The 18,834-nt window shown below is 71.2% G+C and carries 14 protein-coding genes; 8 read left to right on the top strand and 6 right to left on the bottom strand.

What is annotated here, in order from left to right:
• Positions 1 to 56: 56 nt before the first annotated feature.
• Both J2Z30_RS28195 and ispH read right to left on the bottom strand, forming a co-directional pair.
• The gene (locus J2Z30_RS28195; protein WP_044582139.1) at positions 57 to 1,115 is read right to left on the bottom strand and encodes a polyprenyl synthetase family protein; all 1,059 of its coding nucleotides are present in this window, start codon (positions 1,113 to 1,115) and stop codon (positions 57 to 59) included.
• An 11-nt stretch (positions 1,116 to 1,126) separates the two neighbouring features.
• A complete protein-coding gene (gene ispH, locus J2Z30_RS28190) occupies positions 1,127 to 2,188 on the bottom strand; it encodes a 4-hydroxy-3-methylbut-2-enyl diphosphate reductase (RefSeq protein ID WP_044577674.1) in 1,062 nt (353 codons plus the stop codon).
• A gap of 750 nt (positions 2,189 to 2,938) precedes the next feature.
• Here ispH and J2Z30_RS28185 point away from each other — a divergent pair.
• From J2Z30_RS28185 to J2Z30_RS28175, 3 genes are all read left to right on the top strand, one after another.
• Positions 2,939 to 4,123, top strand: a complete 1,185-nt coding sequence (locus tag J2Z30_RS28185) for a 3-deoxy-7-phosphoheptulonate synthase (RefSeq protein WP_044577676.1) — start codon at positions 2,939 to 2,941, stop codon at positions 4,121 to 4,123.
• Between the two features lie 44 nt (positions 4,124 to 4,167).
• Positions 4,168 to 6,300, top strand: a complete 2,133-nt coding sequence (gene pabB / locus J2Z30_RS28180) for an aminodeoxychorismate synthase component I (RefSeq protein ID WP_044577677.1) — start codon at positions 4,168 to 4,170, stop codon at positions 6,298 to 6,300.
• Between the two features lie 62 nt (positions 6,301 to 6,362).
• Positions 6,363 to 6,998 carry a TetR/AcrR family transcriptional regulator gene (locus tag J2Z30_RS28175; protein ID WP_044577679.1) on the top strand — a complete coding sequence of 212 codons (636 nt, stop codon included), beginning with the start codon at positions 6,363 to 6,365 and terminating at the stop codon, positions 6,996 to 6,998.
• Here the strand turns inward: J2Z30_RS28175 and J2Z30_RS28170 are convergent.
• The gene (locus J2Z30_RS28170; RefSeq protein ID WP_044577681.1) at positions 6,989 to 7,450 is read right to left on the bottom strand and encodes a MaoC family dehydratase; all 462 of its coding nucleotides are present in this window, start codon (positions 7,448 to 7,450) and stop codon (positions 6,989 to 6,991) included. The genes J2Z30_RS28175 and J2Z30_RS28170 overlap by 10 nt on opposite strands.
• Positions 7,451 to 7,823: 373 nt before the next feature.
• Complete coding sequence (locus tag J2Z30_RS28165; RefSeq protein ID WP_044577683.1) at positions 7,824 to 8,435, bottom strand: hypothetical protein; 612 nt, start codon at positions 8,433 to 8,435, stop codon at positions 7,824 to 7,826.
• 200 nt (positions 8,436 to 8,635) lie between these two features.
• Here J2Z30_RS28165 and J2Z30_RS28160 point away from each other — a divergent pair, with 200 nt between their 5' ends.
• The gene (locus J2Z30_RS28160; protein ID WP_044577684.1) at positions 8,636 to 11,470 is read left to right on the top strand and encodes a penicillin acylase family protein; all 2,835 of its coding nucleotides are present in this window, start codon (positions 8,636 to 8,638) and stop codon (positions 11,468 to 11,470) included.
• 52 nt (positions 11,471 to 11,522) lie between these two features.
• Here J2Z30_RS28160 and J2Z30_RS28155 read toward each other — a convergent pair whose 3' ends face one another.
• A complete protein-coding gene (locus J2Z30_RS28155) occupies positions 11,523 to 12,836 on the bottom strand; it encodes a hypothetical protein (RefSeq protein ID WP_044577686.1) in 1,314 nt (437 codons plus the stop codon).
• Between the two features lie 299 nt (positions 12,837 to 13,135).
• On the opposite strand from J2Z30_RS28155, the gene J2Z30_RS28150 reads away from it, so the two are divergent.
• From J2Z30_RS28150 to J2Z30_RS28135, 4 genes are all read left to right on the top strand, one after another.
• On the top strand, positions 13,136 to 14,176 hold the full coding sequence (locus J2Z30_RS28150) for a LysR family transcriptional regulator (RefSeq protein ID WP_044577688.1): 1,041 nt from the start codon (positions 13,136 to 13,138) through the stop codon (positions 14,174 to 14,176).
• Positions 14,177 to 14,351: 175 nt separating this feature from the next.
• Positions 14,352 to 15,134 carry an SDR family oxidoreductase gene (locus J2Z30_RS28145; RefSeq protein WP_044577690.1) on the top strand — a complete coding sequence of 261 codons (783 nt, stop codon included), beginning with the start codon at positions 14,352 to 14,354 and terminating at the stop codon, positions 15,132 to 15,134.
• 99 nt (positions 15,135 to 15,233) lie between these two features.
• The gene (locus J2Z30_RS28140) at positions 15,234 to 16,877 is read left to right on the top strand and encodes a class I adenylate-forming enzyme family protein (protein ID WP_044577691.1); all 1,644 of its coding nucleotides are present in this window, start codon (positions 15,234 to 15,236) and stop codon (positions 16,875 to 16,877) included.
• A 30-nt stretch (positions 16,878 to 16,907) separates the two neighbouring features.
• Positions 16,908 to 17,501, top strand: a complete 594-nt coding sequence (locus tag J2Z30_RS28135; protein ID WP_044582140.1) for a TetR/AcrR family transcriptional regulator — start codon at positions 16,908 to 16,910, stop codon at positions 17,499 to 17,501.
• 114 nt (positions 17,502 to 17,615) lie between these two features.
• Here the strand turns inward: J2Z30_RS28135 and J2Z30_RS28130 are convergent, their stop codons facing one another.
• The gene (locus J2Z30_RS28130) at positions 17,616 to 18,830 is read right to left on the bottom strand and encodes an acyl-CoA dehydrogenase family protein (protein WP_044577693.1); all 1,215 of its coding nucleotides are present in this window, start codon (positions 18,828 to 18,830) and stop codon (positions 17,616 to 17,618) included.
• Positions 18,831 to 18,834: the final 4 nt, after the last annotated feature.

Here is an 18,834-nt window from a genome sequence, read left to right as displayed (position 1 = left end):
CGGCCGCGATCCGCTTCCGGATCGAGCGGGCCAGGTCTTCGGGGCTATCGGTGGTCTCAGGCGCTCCGGTAGGCGACCTCGTGGGCCATGGCGGCCAGTTCCTCCCGCCACTCCGGCTCCAGCGGGGCCTCGGCGATGGCGCGGCAGGCCCGCTCGACGAGCCCGTCGATGTGCTTCTCGACGTCGTCGCGCACACCCGTCTCGATCAGCAGCCGCCGCAGGTGGTCGGCGCCCCGCAGCTGAGCGGGCACCAGCTCGCGGATGTGCGCGTTGCGCTGGATGGCCAGGGCCATCAGCAGCGTCATCTTGTGCTGCTCGAAGTCCAGACCGCTCGGCTTGCCGGTGACCTCGGAGTCCCCGAAGGCGTCCAGCAGGTCGTCGCGCAGCTGGAACGCCTCGCCGAGCGCCGCCCCGTACTCCTCGAAGGCCGGCGCCGCGTCGGCGCGGCCTGCCACGGCGGCGCCCAGGACCAGCGGGCGGTGAATGGTGTAGCGGCCGGATTTGGCGATGGCGATCCACCGCGAGGTTTCCGGGTCCGGCTCGAACTCCACGGACGCCGCGACGTCCATGTACTGGCCGATGATCAGCTCCGAGCGCAGCAGATGCCACTCGGCGGCCACCGCGGGCCCCACCTCGGCCATGATCTCGTCGGAGTAGACCAGGGCCAGATCGCCCGCGAGGATCGCCACGTTCTCCCCGAAGCGCTCCGCCGTGCCCTGCCATCCGCGCTCGCGGTGCAGCGCGGCCTGGCTGGTGTGCACGGTCGGCGCGCCGCGGCGCACCGCGGACTCGTCCATCACATCGTCGTGGATCAGCGCACAGGCGTGGAGCAGCTCCAGCGCGGCGGCGACGGGGATGACCCGGCCGTCCTCCGGGTCGCCGCCGGCGGCCAGATAGCCGCTCAGGCAGAACGCCGGGCGCATGCGCTTGCCGCCCGCGTCGACCAGGTCGGCGATCGCGTCGATGGGGGCGCTGGAGCGGGGGTCGAGACCGTGCCACCGCTCGTACTCCGCGGACAGGAAGGCGTGCAGCCGCTCCTCGACCCGGGGCAGCAGGCTCATCAGCGTCCGGCGGGCGGTGGTGGCCGGGGCCGAGGCGGGGCGGGGGGTCGCCATCGTATGGACCGTCACTTCGTCCTCCTGGGGGTTCCGGCCGGTGCGTCCGATGGGACCTTCGACCAGGCGTCGTCGAGCCGTTCCCGGTCGTCGGACCGGATGCCGTCGGTGAGCTGCAGGGGCATGGAGAAGACCACGTCCTCGACGGCCGTGGACTCGATGTCGATCTGGTCATGGCCGAACTCGGCCAGCTGGTCGAGGAGTTGGTGGACGAGGGCGTCCGGGACGCTGGCGCCGGAGCTGACGCCGACGGTGGTCACGCCCTCCAGCCAGCGGCTGTCCAGCCGGGAGACGTCCGGGACCAGGTGGGCGGGGGTTCCGGTGTCGCGGGCGACATCGACCATCCGCTGGGAGTTGCTGGAGTTCTCCGAGCCGACCACCAGCACCAGATCCGCTTGCTGGGCGAGGGACTTGATGCCGTTCTGCCGGTTCTGGCTGGCGTAGCAGATGGTGTCGGTCCCGGGGCCGGCGATGTCGTCGAACCGCTCGGTGAGCGCGCGGACGATGCCGGCGGTCTCGTCCACCGACAGGGTGGTCTGGGTCAGATAGGCCACCGGGGTGTCCCGGGGCAGGTCCAGCCGTTCGACGTCCTCGACGGTTTCCACGACCAGGGTTTCCCGCGGTGCCTCCCCGCGAGTCCCTTCCGTTTCCTCGTGTTCCGCATGCCCTACGAGCAGCAGTAACCGGCCGTCCCCGACCACCCGGCGCGCCTGTTGGTGCACCTTGGCCACCAGAGGGCAGGTGGCGTCGATGACCTGCAGATCTCTTGTGGACGCTGCGGTGCGGACGGCGGGTGGGACACCGTGTGCGGAAAAGAGGCACACGGCCCCTTCGGGAACGTCGTATTCCGATTCCACAAAGCGTGCGCCCTTGCGCTCCAGGAGGCCGACGACGTAGTGGTTGTGGACGATCTGTTTTCGAACATAAATAGGCGGGCCGTATACCTCGAGCGCCCGCTCGACCATGGCAATGGCACGGCGGACGCCCGCGCAGAAACCGCGGGGCTCGGCGAGGATGACGCGTTTGCGGGGCGCTCTCGTATCGGGCTGGGAGGTCTTCGTGCTTAAGTGCATGACGTATTGCTCCAACGCCGGCTTGCGGCTCGGATGAGAATGGGCGCGTCGCTGTGCGGCCATGCCGCCTAAGGCGGTCATGGCTTTGTCCTGGCGTTTGCGGATGGCTGTCGAGGGACCGGCGGCCCAGCGGTCAGCAAGGGCTCACACAGTCATGAAAGCCGGTCTGACCTGGGAAAATGCCAAGAGAGCCACTACCGGGCGGCAGGGCGTTAAGGGCGGTCTCCGGAAGCCGGCGCGCGGAGACGATGCGATGGAAGAGACATTCACTTACCCCCGTAAGTCTCATGTGATTTCTGCGCCATCCGTTGCGGTGCCCCCATTGGATAAGCGCAGGTCGAAAACACTATAGAAGGCGGGTCTGAGTGCAAGTCTTACGCATGTGACCTTCGTCACATTCCGAAATATCGGCGGAACTGTCGCTTACGGTTACACCCTATTGCTAAGCTCCCTGCCGCGTTGAATCGACCGTGTCGTCGGCTGCGCAACGGGGGCTCTGAGCCGGAAATTCCGGTAGTAACCGCTGGTAATCCCTTCCGGGTGATGAAGGAATTCACTCGAAGGAGTGACGGACGTATATCCACCATTTCTATCTCCGCCGGTCGCGGTATTGCGACCGGGAGTGGATGCGTCTGTTTCCTCGGTTCCGTCGACCCGTCCGGCCCGCCGGTTCGGGGGCCTCACGGGTGCCCCGCGCCGCCTCGGCGCTTCAGCGGGATGTGTCCGGCCCGACCAGTGGAGGCTTCCTACATGACCGCTCCCGGCCCGACCGCGGAGAAGGTGACCGCTCAGCAGCCGCCGTGGCCCGACCCGGACCGGCTCGAGGAGATCCGGCACGCCCTGAGCGGCCGTCCCGCGCTGATCCCCCCGGAGGAGGCCGAGCGGCTCACCCGGCGGATGGCCGCGGTGCAGCGCGGCGAGGCCGCCGTCCTCCAGGGCGGGGACTGCGCCGAGCTGTTCGCCGACGCCGCGCCGCGGGTGGTACGGCGCAAACTGGGGCAGCTGCGCGAGCTGTCCACGGCGATCCGCACCGGTCTTGGCCTCCCGGTGGTGACGATGGGCCGGATCGCGGGCCAGTACGCCAAGCCCAGATCGGCGCCGTACGACGGGCTTGCGGGCGGCGGCCGGTTACCCGTCTACCGGGGAGACGCGGTCAACGGCGCCGCCGCCGATCCGCGCGCCCGGATCCCCGACCCGGACCGGCTGCTCACCGCCTACGACCGCGCGGCCGCCGTACTGTCCACGATGCGAGACGAACAGATGGCGCACGACGACGCCGAGCGGATCTACGCCTCCCATGAACTGCTGCTGCTCCCCTACGAGTTGCCCCTGATCCGGGCGGCCGCCGACGGCGCCGGCTTCGCCTCCTCCCTCCACTTCGGCTGGATCGGCGAGCGGACAGCGGACCCCGAGGGGCCGCATATCCGGCTGGCCGCCTCGATCCGCAACCCCGTCGGCGTCAAGGTGGGGCCGTCCGCGACCCCGGCGGACCTCGTGGAGCTGGCCCGTCTGCTCAACCCCGAGCGCCGGCCCGGCCGGCTGGCCTTCATCGTGCGCATGGGCGCGGACCGGATCGGCTGGCTGCTGCCGCCGCTGGTAGAGGCGGTCGCGGAGACCGGGATCCCGGTGGTCTGGCTGAGCGACCCCATGCACGGCAACACGATCCGCTCCGGAAGCGGTCACAAGACCAGAACCCTGTGGGCGATCCGCGACGAGATCGCCGCGTTCCACCGGATCCTGCGGGACCGCCGTCAGTGGCCCGGCGGGCTGCACCTGGAGATGACGCCGGAACCGGTCACCGAGTGCGTCGCGGAGGCCGGGGACGCCGGGGCCGCCGCGTTCCCCCGGTTCCGGTCCCCCTGTGACCCCCGGCTGAACCCCGAGCAGGCCGCCGAAACGGTCCACGCGTTCACCTCGCTGCTCCGCGCGGGGTGAGCCGTGCCGGTCATCCTTAAGTTCCGATTAGGTTCGAGGTTTCGATGCGCACGCTGCTGGTAGACAACTACGACTCGTTCACCTACAACCTGTTCCACTACCTGGCCGAGGTGGGCGGCCGGGAGCCCGAGGTGATCCGGCACGACGACCCCGGCTGGAAGCCCGAGATGCTGCGGGACTTCGACAACGTCGTCATCTCCCCCGGACCCGGCAGCCCCGAGCGCGCGGCCGACTTCGGCGTCTGCCGCGACATCGTCCTCGAAGGCGCCCTGCCGCTGCTCGGCGTCTGCCTGGGCCACCAGGGAGTGGGCCTGCTGAGCGGCGCCCGGGTGGTCCGGGCCCCCGAGCCCCGGCACGGGCGGCTGTCCCGGGTGACGCACGACGGCACCGGCCTCTTCACCGGACTGCCCAGCCCCTTCGACGTCGTCCGCTACCACTCGCTCACCGTCACCGACCTGCCCGAGGAGCTGCGGGCCACCGCCTGGACCGAGGACGGTGTGCTGATGGGGATCGCCCACCGCGAACGGCCCCTGTGGGGCGTGCAGTTCCACCCCGAGTCCATCTGCACCGAGCACGGCCGGCTGCTGCTGGGCAACTTCGCCGACCTCACCCGGTCCTGGCAGACCCGCGAGGGAGTGGAACCGGCGGCGCGGCGGCGCGGCGCACGCTCCTCCCTCCGCGGCGGCGCGGAGCCCACCGCCGCGCCGCGCGCCACCCCGCGGTCCCTGCGGGTGCTGGTGGAGACCCTGCCCACCCGCTGGTCCGACGAGGTCGTCTTCGACCGGCTCTTCCGCGCCGACGGACACGCCTTCTGGCTGGACAGCAGCGCCACCGGGGGCGAGCGCGGACGGTTCTCGGTGATGGGGGACGCCTCCGGGCCGCTCGCCCGGGTGGCCACCGCCGACACCTGGGCGGGCACGGTCACCGTCACCGCGGGCGGCTCCCGCGAGGTGCTGCACGAGGAGTTCCTGACCTGGATCGAGCGCGACCTGCGCGCCGCCCGGGTCCAACTGCCCGCGCTGCCCTTCGACTTCGCCCTCGGCTGGACGGGGTACCTCGGGTACGAGCTCAAGGCCGAATGCGGCGGTGAGCGCACCCACCGCTCCCCGGAGCCCGACGCCGCGATGGTCTTCGCGGACCGCGCCGTGGTGTTCGACCACCAGACCTCGACCACCTACCTCCTCGCCCTGGCGGAGGAGGGCGAGCGGCGGGGCGGCGAGCAACAGGCCCGGACATGGCTGCGCGGGACCGCCGACCGGCTGGCGGAGCTGGCCGGGCGGGAGCCCCGCCCCACCCCGCTCACCACCGCTCCGGACGAGGTACGGCTGCGCCATGACCGCGAGCGTTACCTGGAGATGATCGCCACCTGCCAGGAGCTGATCACCGCGGGGGAGACCTATGAGGTGTGCCTGACGAACATGGCCGAGGCCGAAGGACCGGTGGACCCGTGGGCCGCGTACCAGCGTCTGCGCCGGCTCAGCCCGGCGCCGTTCGCCGCCCTGCTCCGCTTCGGGCCGCTGTCCGTGCTGAGCACCTCGCCCGAGCGCTTTCTGCGGGTCTTCCGGGACGGCACCGTGGAGTCCCAGCCGATCAAGGGCACCCGGCCGCGCGGCGGCTCCCCGGCCGAGGACGAGCTGCTGCGGGTGGACCTCGCGACCAGCGAGAAGGACCGCTCCGAGAACCTGATGATCGTCGATCTGGTGCGCAACGACCTCGGCCGCACCGCGGAGATCGGCTCGGTGCGGGTGCCCAAGATATTCGACGTCGAGACCTATGCGACGGTCCATCAGCTGGTCAGCACGGTACGTGCCACACTGCGGCCGGCCACCTCCGCGGTCGAGAGCGTGCGCGCCGCCTTCCCCGGCGGGTCGATGACCGGCGCGCCCAAGATCCGCACCATGCAGATCATCGACGATCTGGAGGCCGGGCCGCGCGGGGTGTACTCCGGCGCCATCGGCTACTTCTCACTCTCCGGGGCATGCGATCTGAGCATCGTGATCCGCACCCTGGTGGTGACCCCGGACCGGGTCCGGTACGGGGTGGGCGGGGCGATCGTGGCACTGTCCGACCCGGACGAGGAGTTCGAGGAGACGGCCGTGAAGGCGACCCCGCTGCTGCGGCTGCTGGGCGCGGAGTTCCCCGGCCGGGTGGGCACCGAGACGGCGGCGGCCCGCTGAGCGTCCACCGTGGCCCCGGACACCCCTAAGCGCTTGCTCACTCTCCGTGTAGGGTGTGCGCCATGGACGCGGAGCCCAAGAACACCGGAGCCAAGGTCGAGCCCTGGGGGGACATCACTCCCGACGCCGCCCGGCGGCTGGTGAGCGCCGCCGTGCACGCCTTCGCGGAGCGTGGCTACCACGCCACCACCACCCGGGACATCGCCAGCCGCGCCGGAATGAGCCCGGCCGCGCTCTACATCCACTACAAGACCAAGGAAGAGCTGCTCTACCAGATCAGCAAGGTCGGCCATGAGCGGGCCCTGACGATTGTGGAGCGGGCGCGGGACAGCGCGGGCACCCCCGCCGAGCGGCTGGCCGACGCCGTCCGCTCCTTCGTCCGCTGGCACGCGGAGCACCACACGACCGCGCGCGTGGTGCAGTACGAGCTCGGCGCGCTCGCGGAGGAGCACCACGCCGAGGTCATCGCGGTCCGCAAGGCCACGGACGGGGCGGTGCGCTCGATCATCGAGGACGGGGTGAAGGCGGGCGTCTTCGACGTCCCCGACGTCCGCGGCACCACGGTCGCGGTGCTGTCCCTGTGCATCGATGTCGCCCGCTGGTTCAACGCCGCCGGGCGCAGCACCCCCGACGAGGTCGGCGACCTCTACGCGGGGCTGGTGCTGCGCATGGTGGGCGCCGGCGGCGGTCAGAGGTAGAAGCGGACGACGGATTCCGCCACGCACGCCGGCTTGTCGCCGCCCTCCCGCTCCAGGGTCACCGTCAGCGTCATCTGGAGACCGTCCTTGACCTCGGCCACCTCCACGATCCGGCTGGTGGCGCGCAGCCGGGAGCCGACCGGGACGGGGGAGGGGAAACGGACCTTGTTGACCCCGTAGTTGATGCCCATGCGCACGCCCTCGACCCGCAGCAGCTGCGGGGTGAACGACGGCAGCAGGGACAGCGTCAGATAGCCGTGCGCGATCGTGGTGCCGAACGGACCGGCGGCCGCCTTCTCCGGGTCCACATGGATCCACTGGTGGTCGCCGGTCGCGTCGGCGAACAGATCGATGCGCTTCTGGTCGATCTCCAGCCAGTCGCTGGGGCCGAGTTCCTCGCCGACCGCGGACCGCAGTTCATCGGGCGAGGTGAAGATCCTGGGCTCTGTCATGCGTGCCTCCCGGGCAACCACTCACTAAGCGACTGCTCAGCATGGTCGGCTGACCAGGGCCCTGTCAACGCGGCCCGCGCCCAGGGGGTGTCCGGCGGATCTTCGCGCCTGCGCCGGGGAAGCGTCGATATGCGGCTCCGCCGCGTGGTCCGCCGGACACCCCGTAGGCGGACATCGGCGTGCGTCAGCGATCGACGGCGTGCGTCAGCGGTCGACGGCGGGTGTCAGCGGTCGACAGCGTGCGTCAGCGGTCGAGGGCGAGTGTCACTGTCGACGGTGATCGACGGCAGTCTCAGTGGATTCCGGCGCGCTCGCCGGTCGTCCGGTGCTCAAAGGTTCCGACGAGCGCGCTCCCGGCCGGGGCGGCCGGGTGTCATACGGTGGCGTACCGGCTCATCCGGACCACGCGCCGGGCCGCCGTCAGGGCCTCGGTGGTCAGCAGCGGCAGCGGCACCACGATGCCGCAGTCCGCGCAGACCGGCCCGGCCGAGGGATAGCGGTCCAGGTCCTCGCGCCAGACCAGGCCCGGTCGGATGCATACCGGGCAGGCCGCCCCCGGGCCCGACTCCATCGCCGCGATCAGCCGTCGCAGCACATCCGCGAGGCGGTCGTCGGGGTGGGTCGAGGGGCTCTCGCAGGGAATGATGTCGCTTCCGCCCCAGGTGCGCAGATGCCAGTCGTCGACAGCGCTCGGCTGCCGGATGCCGAGAAGTTTCTCCTGCCTGCGCCGGGCGGCGAAGTCCGCCTCGTACGCGAGCCACAGTGTGCGGGCCTCCTCGAGCTCCTCAAGGGCGGTGAGCAGTCCTAGGGGGTCCGGCCTGCGATCCTCCGGGGTGATCCCGGAGCGGGTGCACAGATGGTGCCAGGTCGCCCGGTGCCCGTACGGCGCGAACCGTTCCAGGCATTTGCGCAGCGATGTGCGCCGAGCGGTGATGTGTCTGCGTGGATTGCGAACCTCTCGTGCGAGTGCTCTGAAACCGGCCACTTCCTACCACCTCCGCGATTGCGGACCCGACTCGTTGTCGAATGGACGTAACTCAGCGCGATCCGGATCCATCGAATTCCCTGGATCTTCGCGGGCAGTCCTCATTGGTCCCCAAGCGGAAAGAAGTTGACGCCCGCTCATCTTCCGGGCCGCTAATACCGCCGGTAACCTCCGTCCGACGGCAATCGGGAGGAGCGCACATGCGACGACGAACCCCCAGGCCCACCAGAACCCGCAAGCTCACCAGTACCGTGCTCGCCGCGGCCGCCGCGCTCGGCCTCGGCATCGCCCTCGCGGCCCCGGTGCCCCAGCCGGCCCGAGCGGAGCCCCCGGCGGCGGCCGCCACCGACTACTGCCGGGGCCAGTGCTCCGACATCCTCCCGCCGGGCGCCACCGGCAACGCCACCCTCGCCGACATCCTCGCCAACCGGGTGCTGGGCACCCACCCCGAGCACAGCACCGACCAGCTCGGCCCGTACGGCAATCTGGCGAGCGGCTACCCCACCCTCACCGACGACAAGCTGAACGGCTTCTTCAACGACTCCTCCTTCGGAGTCCCCGCCGACCAGGTCGCCTCGGTGACCAATCCGCGCGACGACGTCACGATCACCCGCGACAAGAAGACCGGCGTCCCGCACATCCAGGGCACCACCCGCGAGGGCACCGAGTTCGGCGCCGGATACGCCGCCGCCCAGGACCGGCTGTGGCTGATGGACCTCTTCCGCCATGTGGGCCGCGGCGAGCTGACCCCCTTCGCCGGCGGCGCCCCCGCCAACCAGGGCCTGGAGCAGGACTTCTTCCGCCAGGCGCCGTACACCGAAGAGGACTACCAGGCGCAGATCGACTACATCCTCAGCCACGGCGGAGAGCGCGGCCGCCAGGCGCTGGCCGATGCCCAGGCGTACGTCGACGGCATCAACGCCTACGCCAAGAAGTCCAAGGACGGCCGGTACTTCCCCGGTGAGTACGTGCTCACCGGGCATATCGACGCGATCACCAACGCCGGTGAGATCCAGCCGTTCAAGCTCACCGACCTGATCGCGCTCGCCTCCGTCGTCGGCGCGCTCTTCGGCAACGGCGGGGGCGGCGAGGTGGAGGGCGCGCTCTCGCTGCTCGCCGCCCAGCAGAAGTACGGCCTCGCCGAGGGCACCAAGGTGTGGGAGTCCTTCCGGGAACGCAACGACCCCGAGGCGGTACTGACCGTACGGGACGGCAGCTTCCCGTACGCCGGGAAGCCCGCCGCGCCCAAGGGCACCGCGCTGCCCGACAGCGGCTCGGTCACCCCCGAACAGCTCGTCCACGACCGCGAGGGCGGCGCCGCCACCAAGGCCCGCACCCAGGTCAAGGCCCCCAAGTCGGCGCTGGAGCCGCTGCGCGGCATCTACGACGACGGAGTGCTGCCCCGCGATCTGTTCAGCCGCAAGAAGGGCATGTCCAACGCGCTCGTGGTCTCCGGCAAGTACACCCGGAGCGGCCACCCGGTGGCCGTCTTCGGCCCCCAGACCGGCTACTTCGCCCCGCAGCTGCTGATGCTCCAGGAGATCCAGGGCCCGGGGATCAGCGCCCGCGGCGCCTCCTTCGCGGGGGTCGGGATGTACATCCAGCTCGGCCGGGGCCAGGACTACGCCTGGAGCGCCACCACCTCCGCCCAGGACATCACCGACACCTACGCGGTCGAGCTGTGCTCCCCGGACGGCTCCGCGCCGTCCAAGGACTCCACGTACTACCGCTATCGCGGCGACTGTGTGCCGATGGACAAGCTGGAGCGGCGCAACGCCTGGAAGCCCACCCTCGCCGACTCCACCGCCGCCGGCTCGTACCGGATGCAGGTCTACCGCACCAAGTACGGGCTGGTCACCCATCGCGCGACCGTCGGCGGCAAACCGGTGGCCTACACCATGCTGCGCTCCACCTACCGCCACGAGGCCGACTCCATCATCGGCTTCCAGATGCTCAACGATCCCGGCTATGTGACCGACGCCAAGTCCTTCCAGAGCGCGGCGCAGCACATCAACTACACCTTCAACTGGTTCTACGCCGACTCCCGGCAGACCGGCTATTACAACAGCGGGCTCAACCCGGTGCGCGCCGCGGACGTCGACTCCTCGCTGCCGGTGAAGGCCGAAACCGCCTATGAATGGCGGGACTTCGACCCGAAGGACAACACCTCCGCCGCCACCCCGCCCGCCGAACACCCCCAGTCCATCGACCAGGACTACTACATCAGCTGGAACAACAAACTGGCCAAGGACTACAGCGCGGCCGGCTTCGGCAACGGCTCGGTGCACCGCGGCAACCTCCTCGACGACCGGGTGCGCGCCCTGGTCCGCGAGGGCGGTGTCACCCGCTCCGCGCTCACCCGGGCCATGGCCGAGGCGGCCGTCACCGATCTGCGTGGCGAGGACGTGCTGCCGGAGCTGCTGAAGGTGGTGCGCTCGGGGCCCATCGACGACCCCCAGCTGGCGACGGCCGTGACTCAGCTGGACTCCTGGCAGTCGGCGGGCTCACAGCGCCATGAGACCAGCGCCGGATCGCACACCTACGGGCACGCCGACGCGGTACGCGTCATGGACGCCTGGTGGCCGCTGCTGGTCGAGGCCGAGTTCAAGTCCGGCCTGGGCGACGGGCTCTACGACGCGCTGCGCGCCAATCTGTCGGTCGACGAATCGCCCTCGGCCGGGCACGGCCCCACCGGCTCGCACGCCGGGTCGTCCTTCCAGTACGGCTGGTGGTCCTATGTCGACAAGGACCTGCGCACGGTCCTCGGCGAGGACGTCAAGGGTCCGCTGGCCCGCCCGTACTGCGGCGGCGGGCAGCTGACCGCCTGCCGTGACGCCCTGCTGACCAGCCTGAAGGCCGCCGTGGGCAAGACCGCCGCCCAGGTCTATCCGGGGGACGACAACTGCTCCGCGGGCGACCAGTGGTGCGCCGACGCCATCATCCAACGGCCGGTCGGCGGGCTCACCCACGACAAGATCAGCTGGCAGAACCGGCCCACCTTCCAGCAGGTGGTGGAGTTCCCGGCCCACCGCTGAGGCCATGAGGGGCGGGGCCTCGCACCCGGCGAGGCCCCGCCTCCGGTCTCCGCTACCCCGCTCCGATCCGGCCCGCGCGCAGCACCACCCGGGCCAGCTCCTCATGGCAGATGTCGCTGTGCGCCCCGGCCGGCGGCACACCGTGCCGGACCACCTCCGAGACATCGACGCTCACACAGCCCCCGGCCGGGAACGGACCGTCCAGCGCCTCGGCCAGCTCCAGCCGCGGGCAGTCCGCCACGGCCTGGACGCCGTCGTACCCGATCGCCCCCCAGCGGATGTCGTCCGGCAGCAGCGAGGCATCGTCCCAGGACACCCGCGACGCCACCGGATACAGCAGCCCGAGCGCCGTGTCATGGCGTGAATGGCAGGACACCACCGGCCCGCCGACCCGGCGCGGGGCGTCGTGCAGCACCCCGCCGCGGTCGGCCGCGTGCGGCAGCCGCTCGGCGAAGGCGTAGTGCGAGAACGCCCCCTGGAGCAGGGTCACCGACGCCACGGTGACGCCCTCCTCCAGCCCGGTCAGCGCGAACGACGCCAGCCGGCCGCCGAAGCTGTGGCCGACCAGATGGAGCCGCGGCGCGGGCCGGAGGGCCGCGAGGTCGCCGAGCACCGGCCCGAGGCCCTCGCGTCCGACCGTGCCGGCCCGCCGCTTCATCACGTAGTACGTCCCCTGGCGCAGCAGCTCGTGCGCCCCGTCCCACAGCCCGCCGAGCCCGCTGTCGAAGAGGGCGCGGTCCTCCGTGTCGGTCTTCCCGCGCGCCTCGGTGAGCGCGGCGGCGAACCGCTCGCAGACCTCCGTCACGTCCTCCCCGAACATCGCCGGTACGCCGTCCTCGTCCGGCTCCGCTTCCGTGTCCGCCGCGTCCCCCGCGCCGCCGGACATCCCGCGCACCCGCACCAGACCGCGCACCAGCACCGCGAACTCGTCCAGCGCCGCCAGCCGTTCCGGCCGCTCGGCCAGCAGCTCCGCGAGGCGCGCCACGATCTGCTGCCGCCCCGGGAAGACCACATCCAGCGCCCGGTGGGTGTCCGCGTCGAGCCCCGGAGGCGCCCCGGGCGCCTGTTCCCGGGGTAACCCCCCGAGCGACTCGTCGGCGAACCGCATCGACGGCCACACCACTCCCACATAGCCCAGCCGCGCCGGGCCCGCCTCGCCGAGCAGCCCTGGAAAGGGCGCGAAGAAGCGGTCGTACAGTCGTGTGGCCATCGTCCGGGTGTTGTTCCAGCCGTGCGAGAACACCACCAGATCGGTGAGCTCCTGCTGAGCGGCCTGTTCCAGCAGCCGGTCCCGCTGCCGGGTGTCGACGTCCCCGTAGGCGTCGAATCTCAGCTCCCAGTACGGCCTTACGCTCATCCCCGTCATCGTTCTTTCCCCTCGGATGGTCCGATGTGCGTGCATCGTCCCAACTGCCCCGACGGCTGGCCATACGACACGCGTACGGTCGCCGTCGGACAATCGGCCAGCCGTTCGACTTACCCGGAATGGGGCGGGCGGAACGTGGAATGCCGGGCTCCGTCACCATCCGGCGATAGGGAATTCCCGAATATCCATCGGAAGAATATCGCCGCTGTTCTCGGGATCAGTACATGACAAGGCGCTGCACTATGCTGCGAACGGAAACGTCATTGGGGTGCCGAATACTCTTCGAGCGGAAGGCCGGAATGCCCTTAAAGGATCGATGGCAGTACCCGACGGCGCTGCTGGACACCACGATGGACCAGCTCAGGACGTTGCTCGCGGTCCATGAGGCGGGCACCGCGCTGGGCGCCGCCCGGCTGCTGGGGCGGGAGCAGTCCAGTGTGCAGAAACAACTGGACACCCTGAACCGGAACTTCGGCGCACTGTGCGGAGAGCCGCTGGTGGTCAAACGGGGACGCAGCCAGAATGTGCTCTTCACCGCGACCGGGGAGTCGCTCGCCGGACTCGCGCGCGGCACCCTGGAGGACTGGCGGGAGGGGCTGCACGACTGCCGCCGCCGGCTCGGCAGCCGGCTCGTGGTCGGCTCCACCCGTTACACCCTCGGCTTTCTGCTGAATGCCGTGGAGCTGGTCACCGAGGAATTCGACGGCCGGGGCGTCGAGCTCAAGGTCGAGCATGTGCGCACCCGGGATCTGCTCCAGCGGCTCGACGCCAAGGAGCTCGATCTGGTCTGCGGCAGCGTGCTCACCACGGCGGGCCACGACGACCGGCTCGACGGCTTCCAGGTGATGGAGTGGCGGCGCAGCGGGCTGTCCCTGGTCACCAACCTCGACGCCGGGGAGCTCGCCGGGCCCTCGGTCCCGGTGAGCGAGCTGCCCCGGCTGCCGCTCGCGGTCTCGGCCGACGGCCTCATACCCGGCTTCCTGCGCGGCTGGTTCGGCGCCCGCTACCGCCAGGAGCTGCACATCGCCGCCGAGATCGACACCGTGCAGTACGGTCTCGAGCTGCTCTCCTCGGGGGTGCTGCGCGGCTGTGTGCTGGTCACCGAGGGCATCGGCGACGCGGTGGCCGACGGGCGGATCCGGGCCGGGGCCGGGCTGCGCACCCTGGAGCTGACCGATGGCATGGGGCCGGAGCTGGAAGTGCTGGTCGGGGTGTTCGTACGGGCCGGGGAGCGCACCGCGCAGGACGTCGGCCATCCGCTCAACGTGCTGTGGAGCGCGCTCGCCGGGGAGAACGCGCGGTGGCGCAGCGTGATGCGCAAGGAGCGCCCCGGCCGGTAACCCGCCCGCCGTCCGTGGGTAACCCCCCGGCCGTGCGTGGGGTGGCAGATGTGCCTCTTCCGTTTCCACATACCGACTGGTTAGTCTGCGCTGGACGGAAGCCGGGCCGGGCAGCAGCCGAGCCCGGCGGAAGCCGATCCGAGTCGAGCCGAGCCGAGCCGAGGAGCTGCGAATCGTGGGTACCGTGCGTGGGGCGCGTGTAGTGGTCACCGGAGCGGGCGGCGGCATCGGCGCCGCCCTCGCCCGGCGCTTCGCCGCCGAGGGCGCCCGGGTCGTGGTCAACGACCTCGACGCCGCCAAGGCCGCCTCCGTCGCCGGGGAGATCGGCGGGATCCCCGTCCCCGGTGACGCATCCGGCGTCGTACCCGCGGCGCGCGAGGCGCTGGGCGGCGGCATCGACATCTTCTGCGCCAACGCGGGCGTCGGCCACGACGGCGGCCCCGAGGCCGACGAGGCGCTGTGGCAGCAGTCCTGGGACGTCAATGTGATGGCCCATGTGCGGGCCGCCCGGGAACTGCTGCCCGAGTGGCTGGAGCGCGGCAACGGCCGCTTCGTGGCCACCGTCTCCGCCGCCGGGATCCTCACCATGATCGGCTCGGCGCCGTACGCCGTCTCCAAGCACGCCGCGCTCGCCTTCGCCGAATGGCTCTCGGCCACCTACCGCCACCGCGGCATCGGCGTCCACGCCGTCTGCCCGCAGGGGGTGCGCACCGACATGCTCACCGCCTCCGGGACCGCCGGGGAGCTGGTGCTGGCGCCCACCGCGATCGAGCCCGAGCAGGTGGCCGACGCCGTCCTCGCGGGCATCGACGAGGAGCGCTTCCTGATCCTTCCGCACCCCGAGGTGGCCCGCCACTACGCCTCCCGCGCCGGTGACACCGACCGCTGGCTGGGCGGCATCAACAAGCTTCAGCGCAAGTTCGAAGAGCTCGAGGCGGCGTCCGGGACCTCGGGCTGACCCCGCGGTGGGACCTCGGGCTGACCCCGCGGTCGCTCCCGTATCTTTCGTAACCTCCCCACCCCACCACCCTCACCCCGTCGAGACAGGGCCGCACCCATGACCACGTACCAGGACCAGCCATGGCTCGCTCAGCTCAACGAGAAGCAGCGCCGGCCGATCGTCCCGCGGCCGAGTCCGCTGCACGCGTTCCGGGACGCCGTGCGCACCGACCCCGACCATCCGGCGCTCGCCTACTTCGACGGACGGCTGACCTACCGGGAGGCCGACGAGCTCTCCGACGGCATAGCCGGCCATCTCGCCGAGCGCGGCCTCCGGCCCGGCGACCGCGTCGCGATCATGCTCCAGAACACCCCGCACTTCGTGCTCGCGCTGCTGGGGGCGTGGAAGGCGGGCGGTACGGTCGTCCCGGTCAACCCCATGTACAAGGGCGCCGAGCTCGCGCACATCCTCGCCGACGCCGAGGTGAGCGCCCTGGTCTGCTCCCGCCACGGCTGGGAGGACTACATACGCGACACGGCCGCCGCGTCCCCGGTGCGCATCGCCCTCACCGCCGACGCCCGCGACCTCCAGACCCGCGACGACGAGCGGGTGCTGCGCGACCAGCCCATCCCGGTCCCCGAGGACACCGAGGACCTCCTCGCCGTCGCCCGCGCCGGGGCCCGCCCGCCGTCCGTCCCCGCCCCGAGCCCCGATGACATCGCGCTGATCAGCTACACCTCCGGGACCAGCGGCACCCCCAAGGGCGCCACCAACACCCACGGCAACATCTCCTACAACGCCGACCGGCAGCACCTCCTCCATGAGCTGCCCACCGGTTCGACGCTCTTCGCGCTCGCCCCGCTGTTCCACATCACCGGCATGGTCTGCCAGCTGTGCGCATGCGTCTCCGGAGCCGGCACCCTGGCCCTCGCCTACCGCTTCGAGACCGGCGTCGTCCTCGACGCCTTCGCCGAGCACCGCCCCCTCTACACCGTGGGCCCCTCCACCGCCTTCATGGCGCTGATGGCCCACCCCCGGGCCACCCGCGACCACTTCTCGTCCTTCCGCATCATCTCCTCCGGTGGCGCCCCGCTGCCGCCCGCGCTGGTCGAGCGGTTCCAGGCCGGTTTCGGCCCGTATCTGCACAACGGCTACGGGCTCACCGAGTGCACCGCGCCCTGCGCCAGCGTTCCGCCCGGTCTCCGCGCCCCCGTCGACCCGGTCTCCGGCACCCTCGCCGTCGGCGTCCCCGGCGCCGACACCGTCGTGCGCATCGCGGACGACGAGGGGCGGGACGTGCCGTTCGGCGAACAGGGCGAGATCGTCGTCCGCGGCCCGATGGTGGTGCCCGGCTACTGGCGGCGCCCGGAGGCGACCGCGGCCGCCCTCCCCGACGGGGAACTGCGCACCGGCGACATCGGTTTCATGGACGAGGGCGGCTGGCTGTACGTGGTCGACCGCAAGAAGGACATGATCAACGCCTCGGGGTTCAAGGTGTGGCCGCGTGAGGTCGAGGACGTGCTCTACACTCACCCCGCCGTGCGGGAGGCGGCCGTCGTCGGCAAACCCGATGAGTACCGCGGCGAGACGGTGAAGGCGTATGTGAGCCTCCGATCAGGGGCCGAGGTCACACCGGACGAGCTGTCCGCGTACTGTGCGGAGCGGCTTGCCGCGTACAAGTACCCCCGCGAGGTGGAGATCCTGCCCGAGCTGCCGAAGACGACCAGTGGCAAGATCCTCCGGCGGGAACTGCGAGGATGAGAGAGAAGAGGAAGAGAACGGGTGGCGACCATGGCCAGAGCGACGGACGGTGACGGACAGCCGGTGCCACAGCGGCTGCTGGCCGCTGCCACCCGCCTCTTCGCGGAGCGGGGCTACGACCGGACGTCCGTACAGGAGATCGTCGAGGCGGCGGGCGTCACCAAGGGCGCGCTCTACCACTACTTCGGCTCCAAGGACGATCTGCTCCATGAGATCTACGGCCGGGTGCTCCGGCTGCAGCAGGAGCGGCTGGACGCCTTCGCGGGCGCCGACGCGCCGGTGGAGACGCGGCTGCGGGAGGCGGCGGCCGACGTCGTGGTGACGACCATCGAGAACCTCGACGACGCGACCATCTTCTTCCGGTCGATGCACCAACTCAGCCCGGAGAAGCACAAGCAGGTGCGCGCCGAGCGGCGCCGCTACCACGAGCGGTTCCGCGCGCTGATCGAGGAGGGGCAGCGGGCCGGGGTGTTCAGCTCCCGGACCCCGGCGGACCTGGTGGTGGACTACCACTTCGGCTCCGTCCACCACCTGGGCACCTGGTACCGGCCCGGTGGCCGCTGGGCCCCCCAGGAGGTCGCCGACCACCTGGCCGACCTCCTGCTGCGCGCGCTGCGGCCGTAAATCCAGCCCGTCCGGCAATTGAGGACCGGGGGTCCGGGGGCGGAGCCCCCGGATGCGGGAAGGGGCGGGGCGGGGAAACAAACCCCCACCCCGCCCCTACGCGTACCGCCCCAGCTACACGTACCGCTTCAGCTCCCGCCGCGCCAGCGACCGCTGATGCACCTCGTCCGGCCCATCGGCCAGCCGCAACGTACGCGCGGCAGCCCACAGCTCGGCCAGCGGAAAGTCCTGGCTCACCCCACCCGCGCCATGCAACTGCACCGCCCGGTCCAGGATCTCCACCACCGTACGCGGAGTCGCGATCTTGATGGCCTGGATCTCGGTGTGCGCCTCGCGGTTGCCCACCGTGTCCATCAGCCAGGCCGTCTTCAGCACCAGCAGCCGCAGCTGTTCGACCGCGACCCGCGCGTCCGCGATCCACTCGTGCACCTGCCCCTGCTGGGCCAGCGCCTTGCCGAATGCCGTACGGTCCACGGCCCGTCGGCACATCAGCTCGATACCGTGCTCGGCCATGCCGATCAGCCGCATGCAGTGGTGGATCCGGCCGGGGCCGAGGCGGGCCTGGGCGATGGCGAAGCCGCCGCCCTCCTCGCCGATCAGGTTGCCGACCGGCACCCGCGCCCGGTCGAAGACCACCTCGGCGTGGCCGCCGTGGTAGTGGTCCTCGTAGCCGTACACCCGCATCGCCCGCCGCACCTCGACACCCGGGGTGTCGCGCGGCACCAGCACCATCGACTGCTGGCGGCGCACATCGGCGCCCTCCGGGTCGGTCTTGCCCATCACGATGAAGATCTTGCAGTCGGGGTTCATGGCCCCGGAGATGTACCACTTGCGGCCGGTGATGACGTAGTCGTCGCCGTCGCGCTCGATCCGGGTCTCGATGTTGGTCGCGTCGGACGAGGCGACCTCGGGCTCGGTCATCGCGAAGGCCGACCGGATCTCGCCCGCGAGGAGCGGCTCCAGCCACTGTTTGCGCTGCCGCTCGTCGCCGAACTGGGCGAGCACCTCCATGTTGCCGGTGTCGGGGGCGGCGCAGTTCAGGGCGGTGGGGGCCAGGTGGGGGCTGCGGCCGGTGATCTCCGCGAGCGGGGCGTACTGGAGATTGGTCAGCCCCGCGCCGTACTCGGCGTCGGGCAGGAAGAGGTTCCACAGGCCCTGGCGGCGGGCCTCGGCCTTGAGCTCCTCGACGATCGGCGGGATCAGCCAGGGGGAGTCGAGGGCGGCGCGCTGCCGCTCGGCGACCGCCTCCGCGGGATGGACGTGCTCGTCCATGAAGGCGAGCAGCTTGGCGCGGAGCTCTTCGGTCCGGGCGTCGAATGCGAAGTCCATGGCG

Origin of the sequence: Streptomyces iranensis (assembly GCF_017874715.1) — a bacterium.
Lineage (GTDB): Bacteria > Actinomycetota > Actinomycetes > Streptomycetales > Streptomycetaceae > Streptomyces > Streptomyces iranensis.
This window is presented reverse-complemented; position numbering and strand designations above follow the sequence as displayed.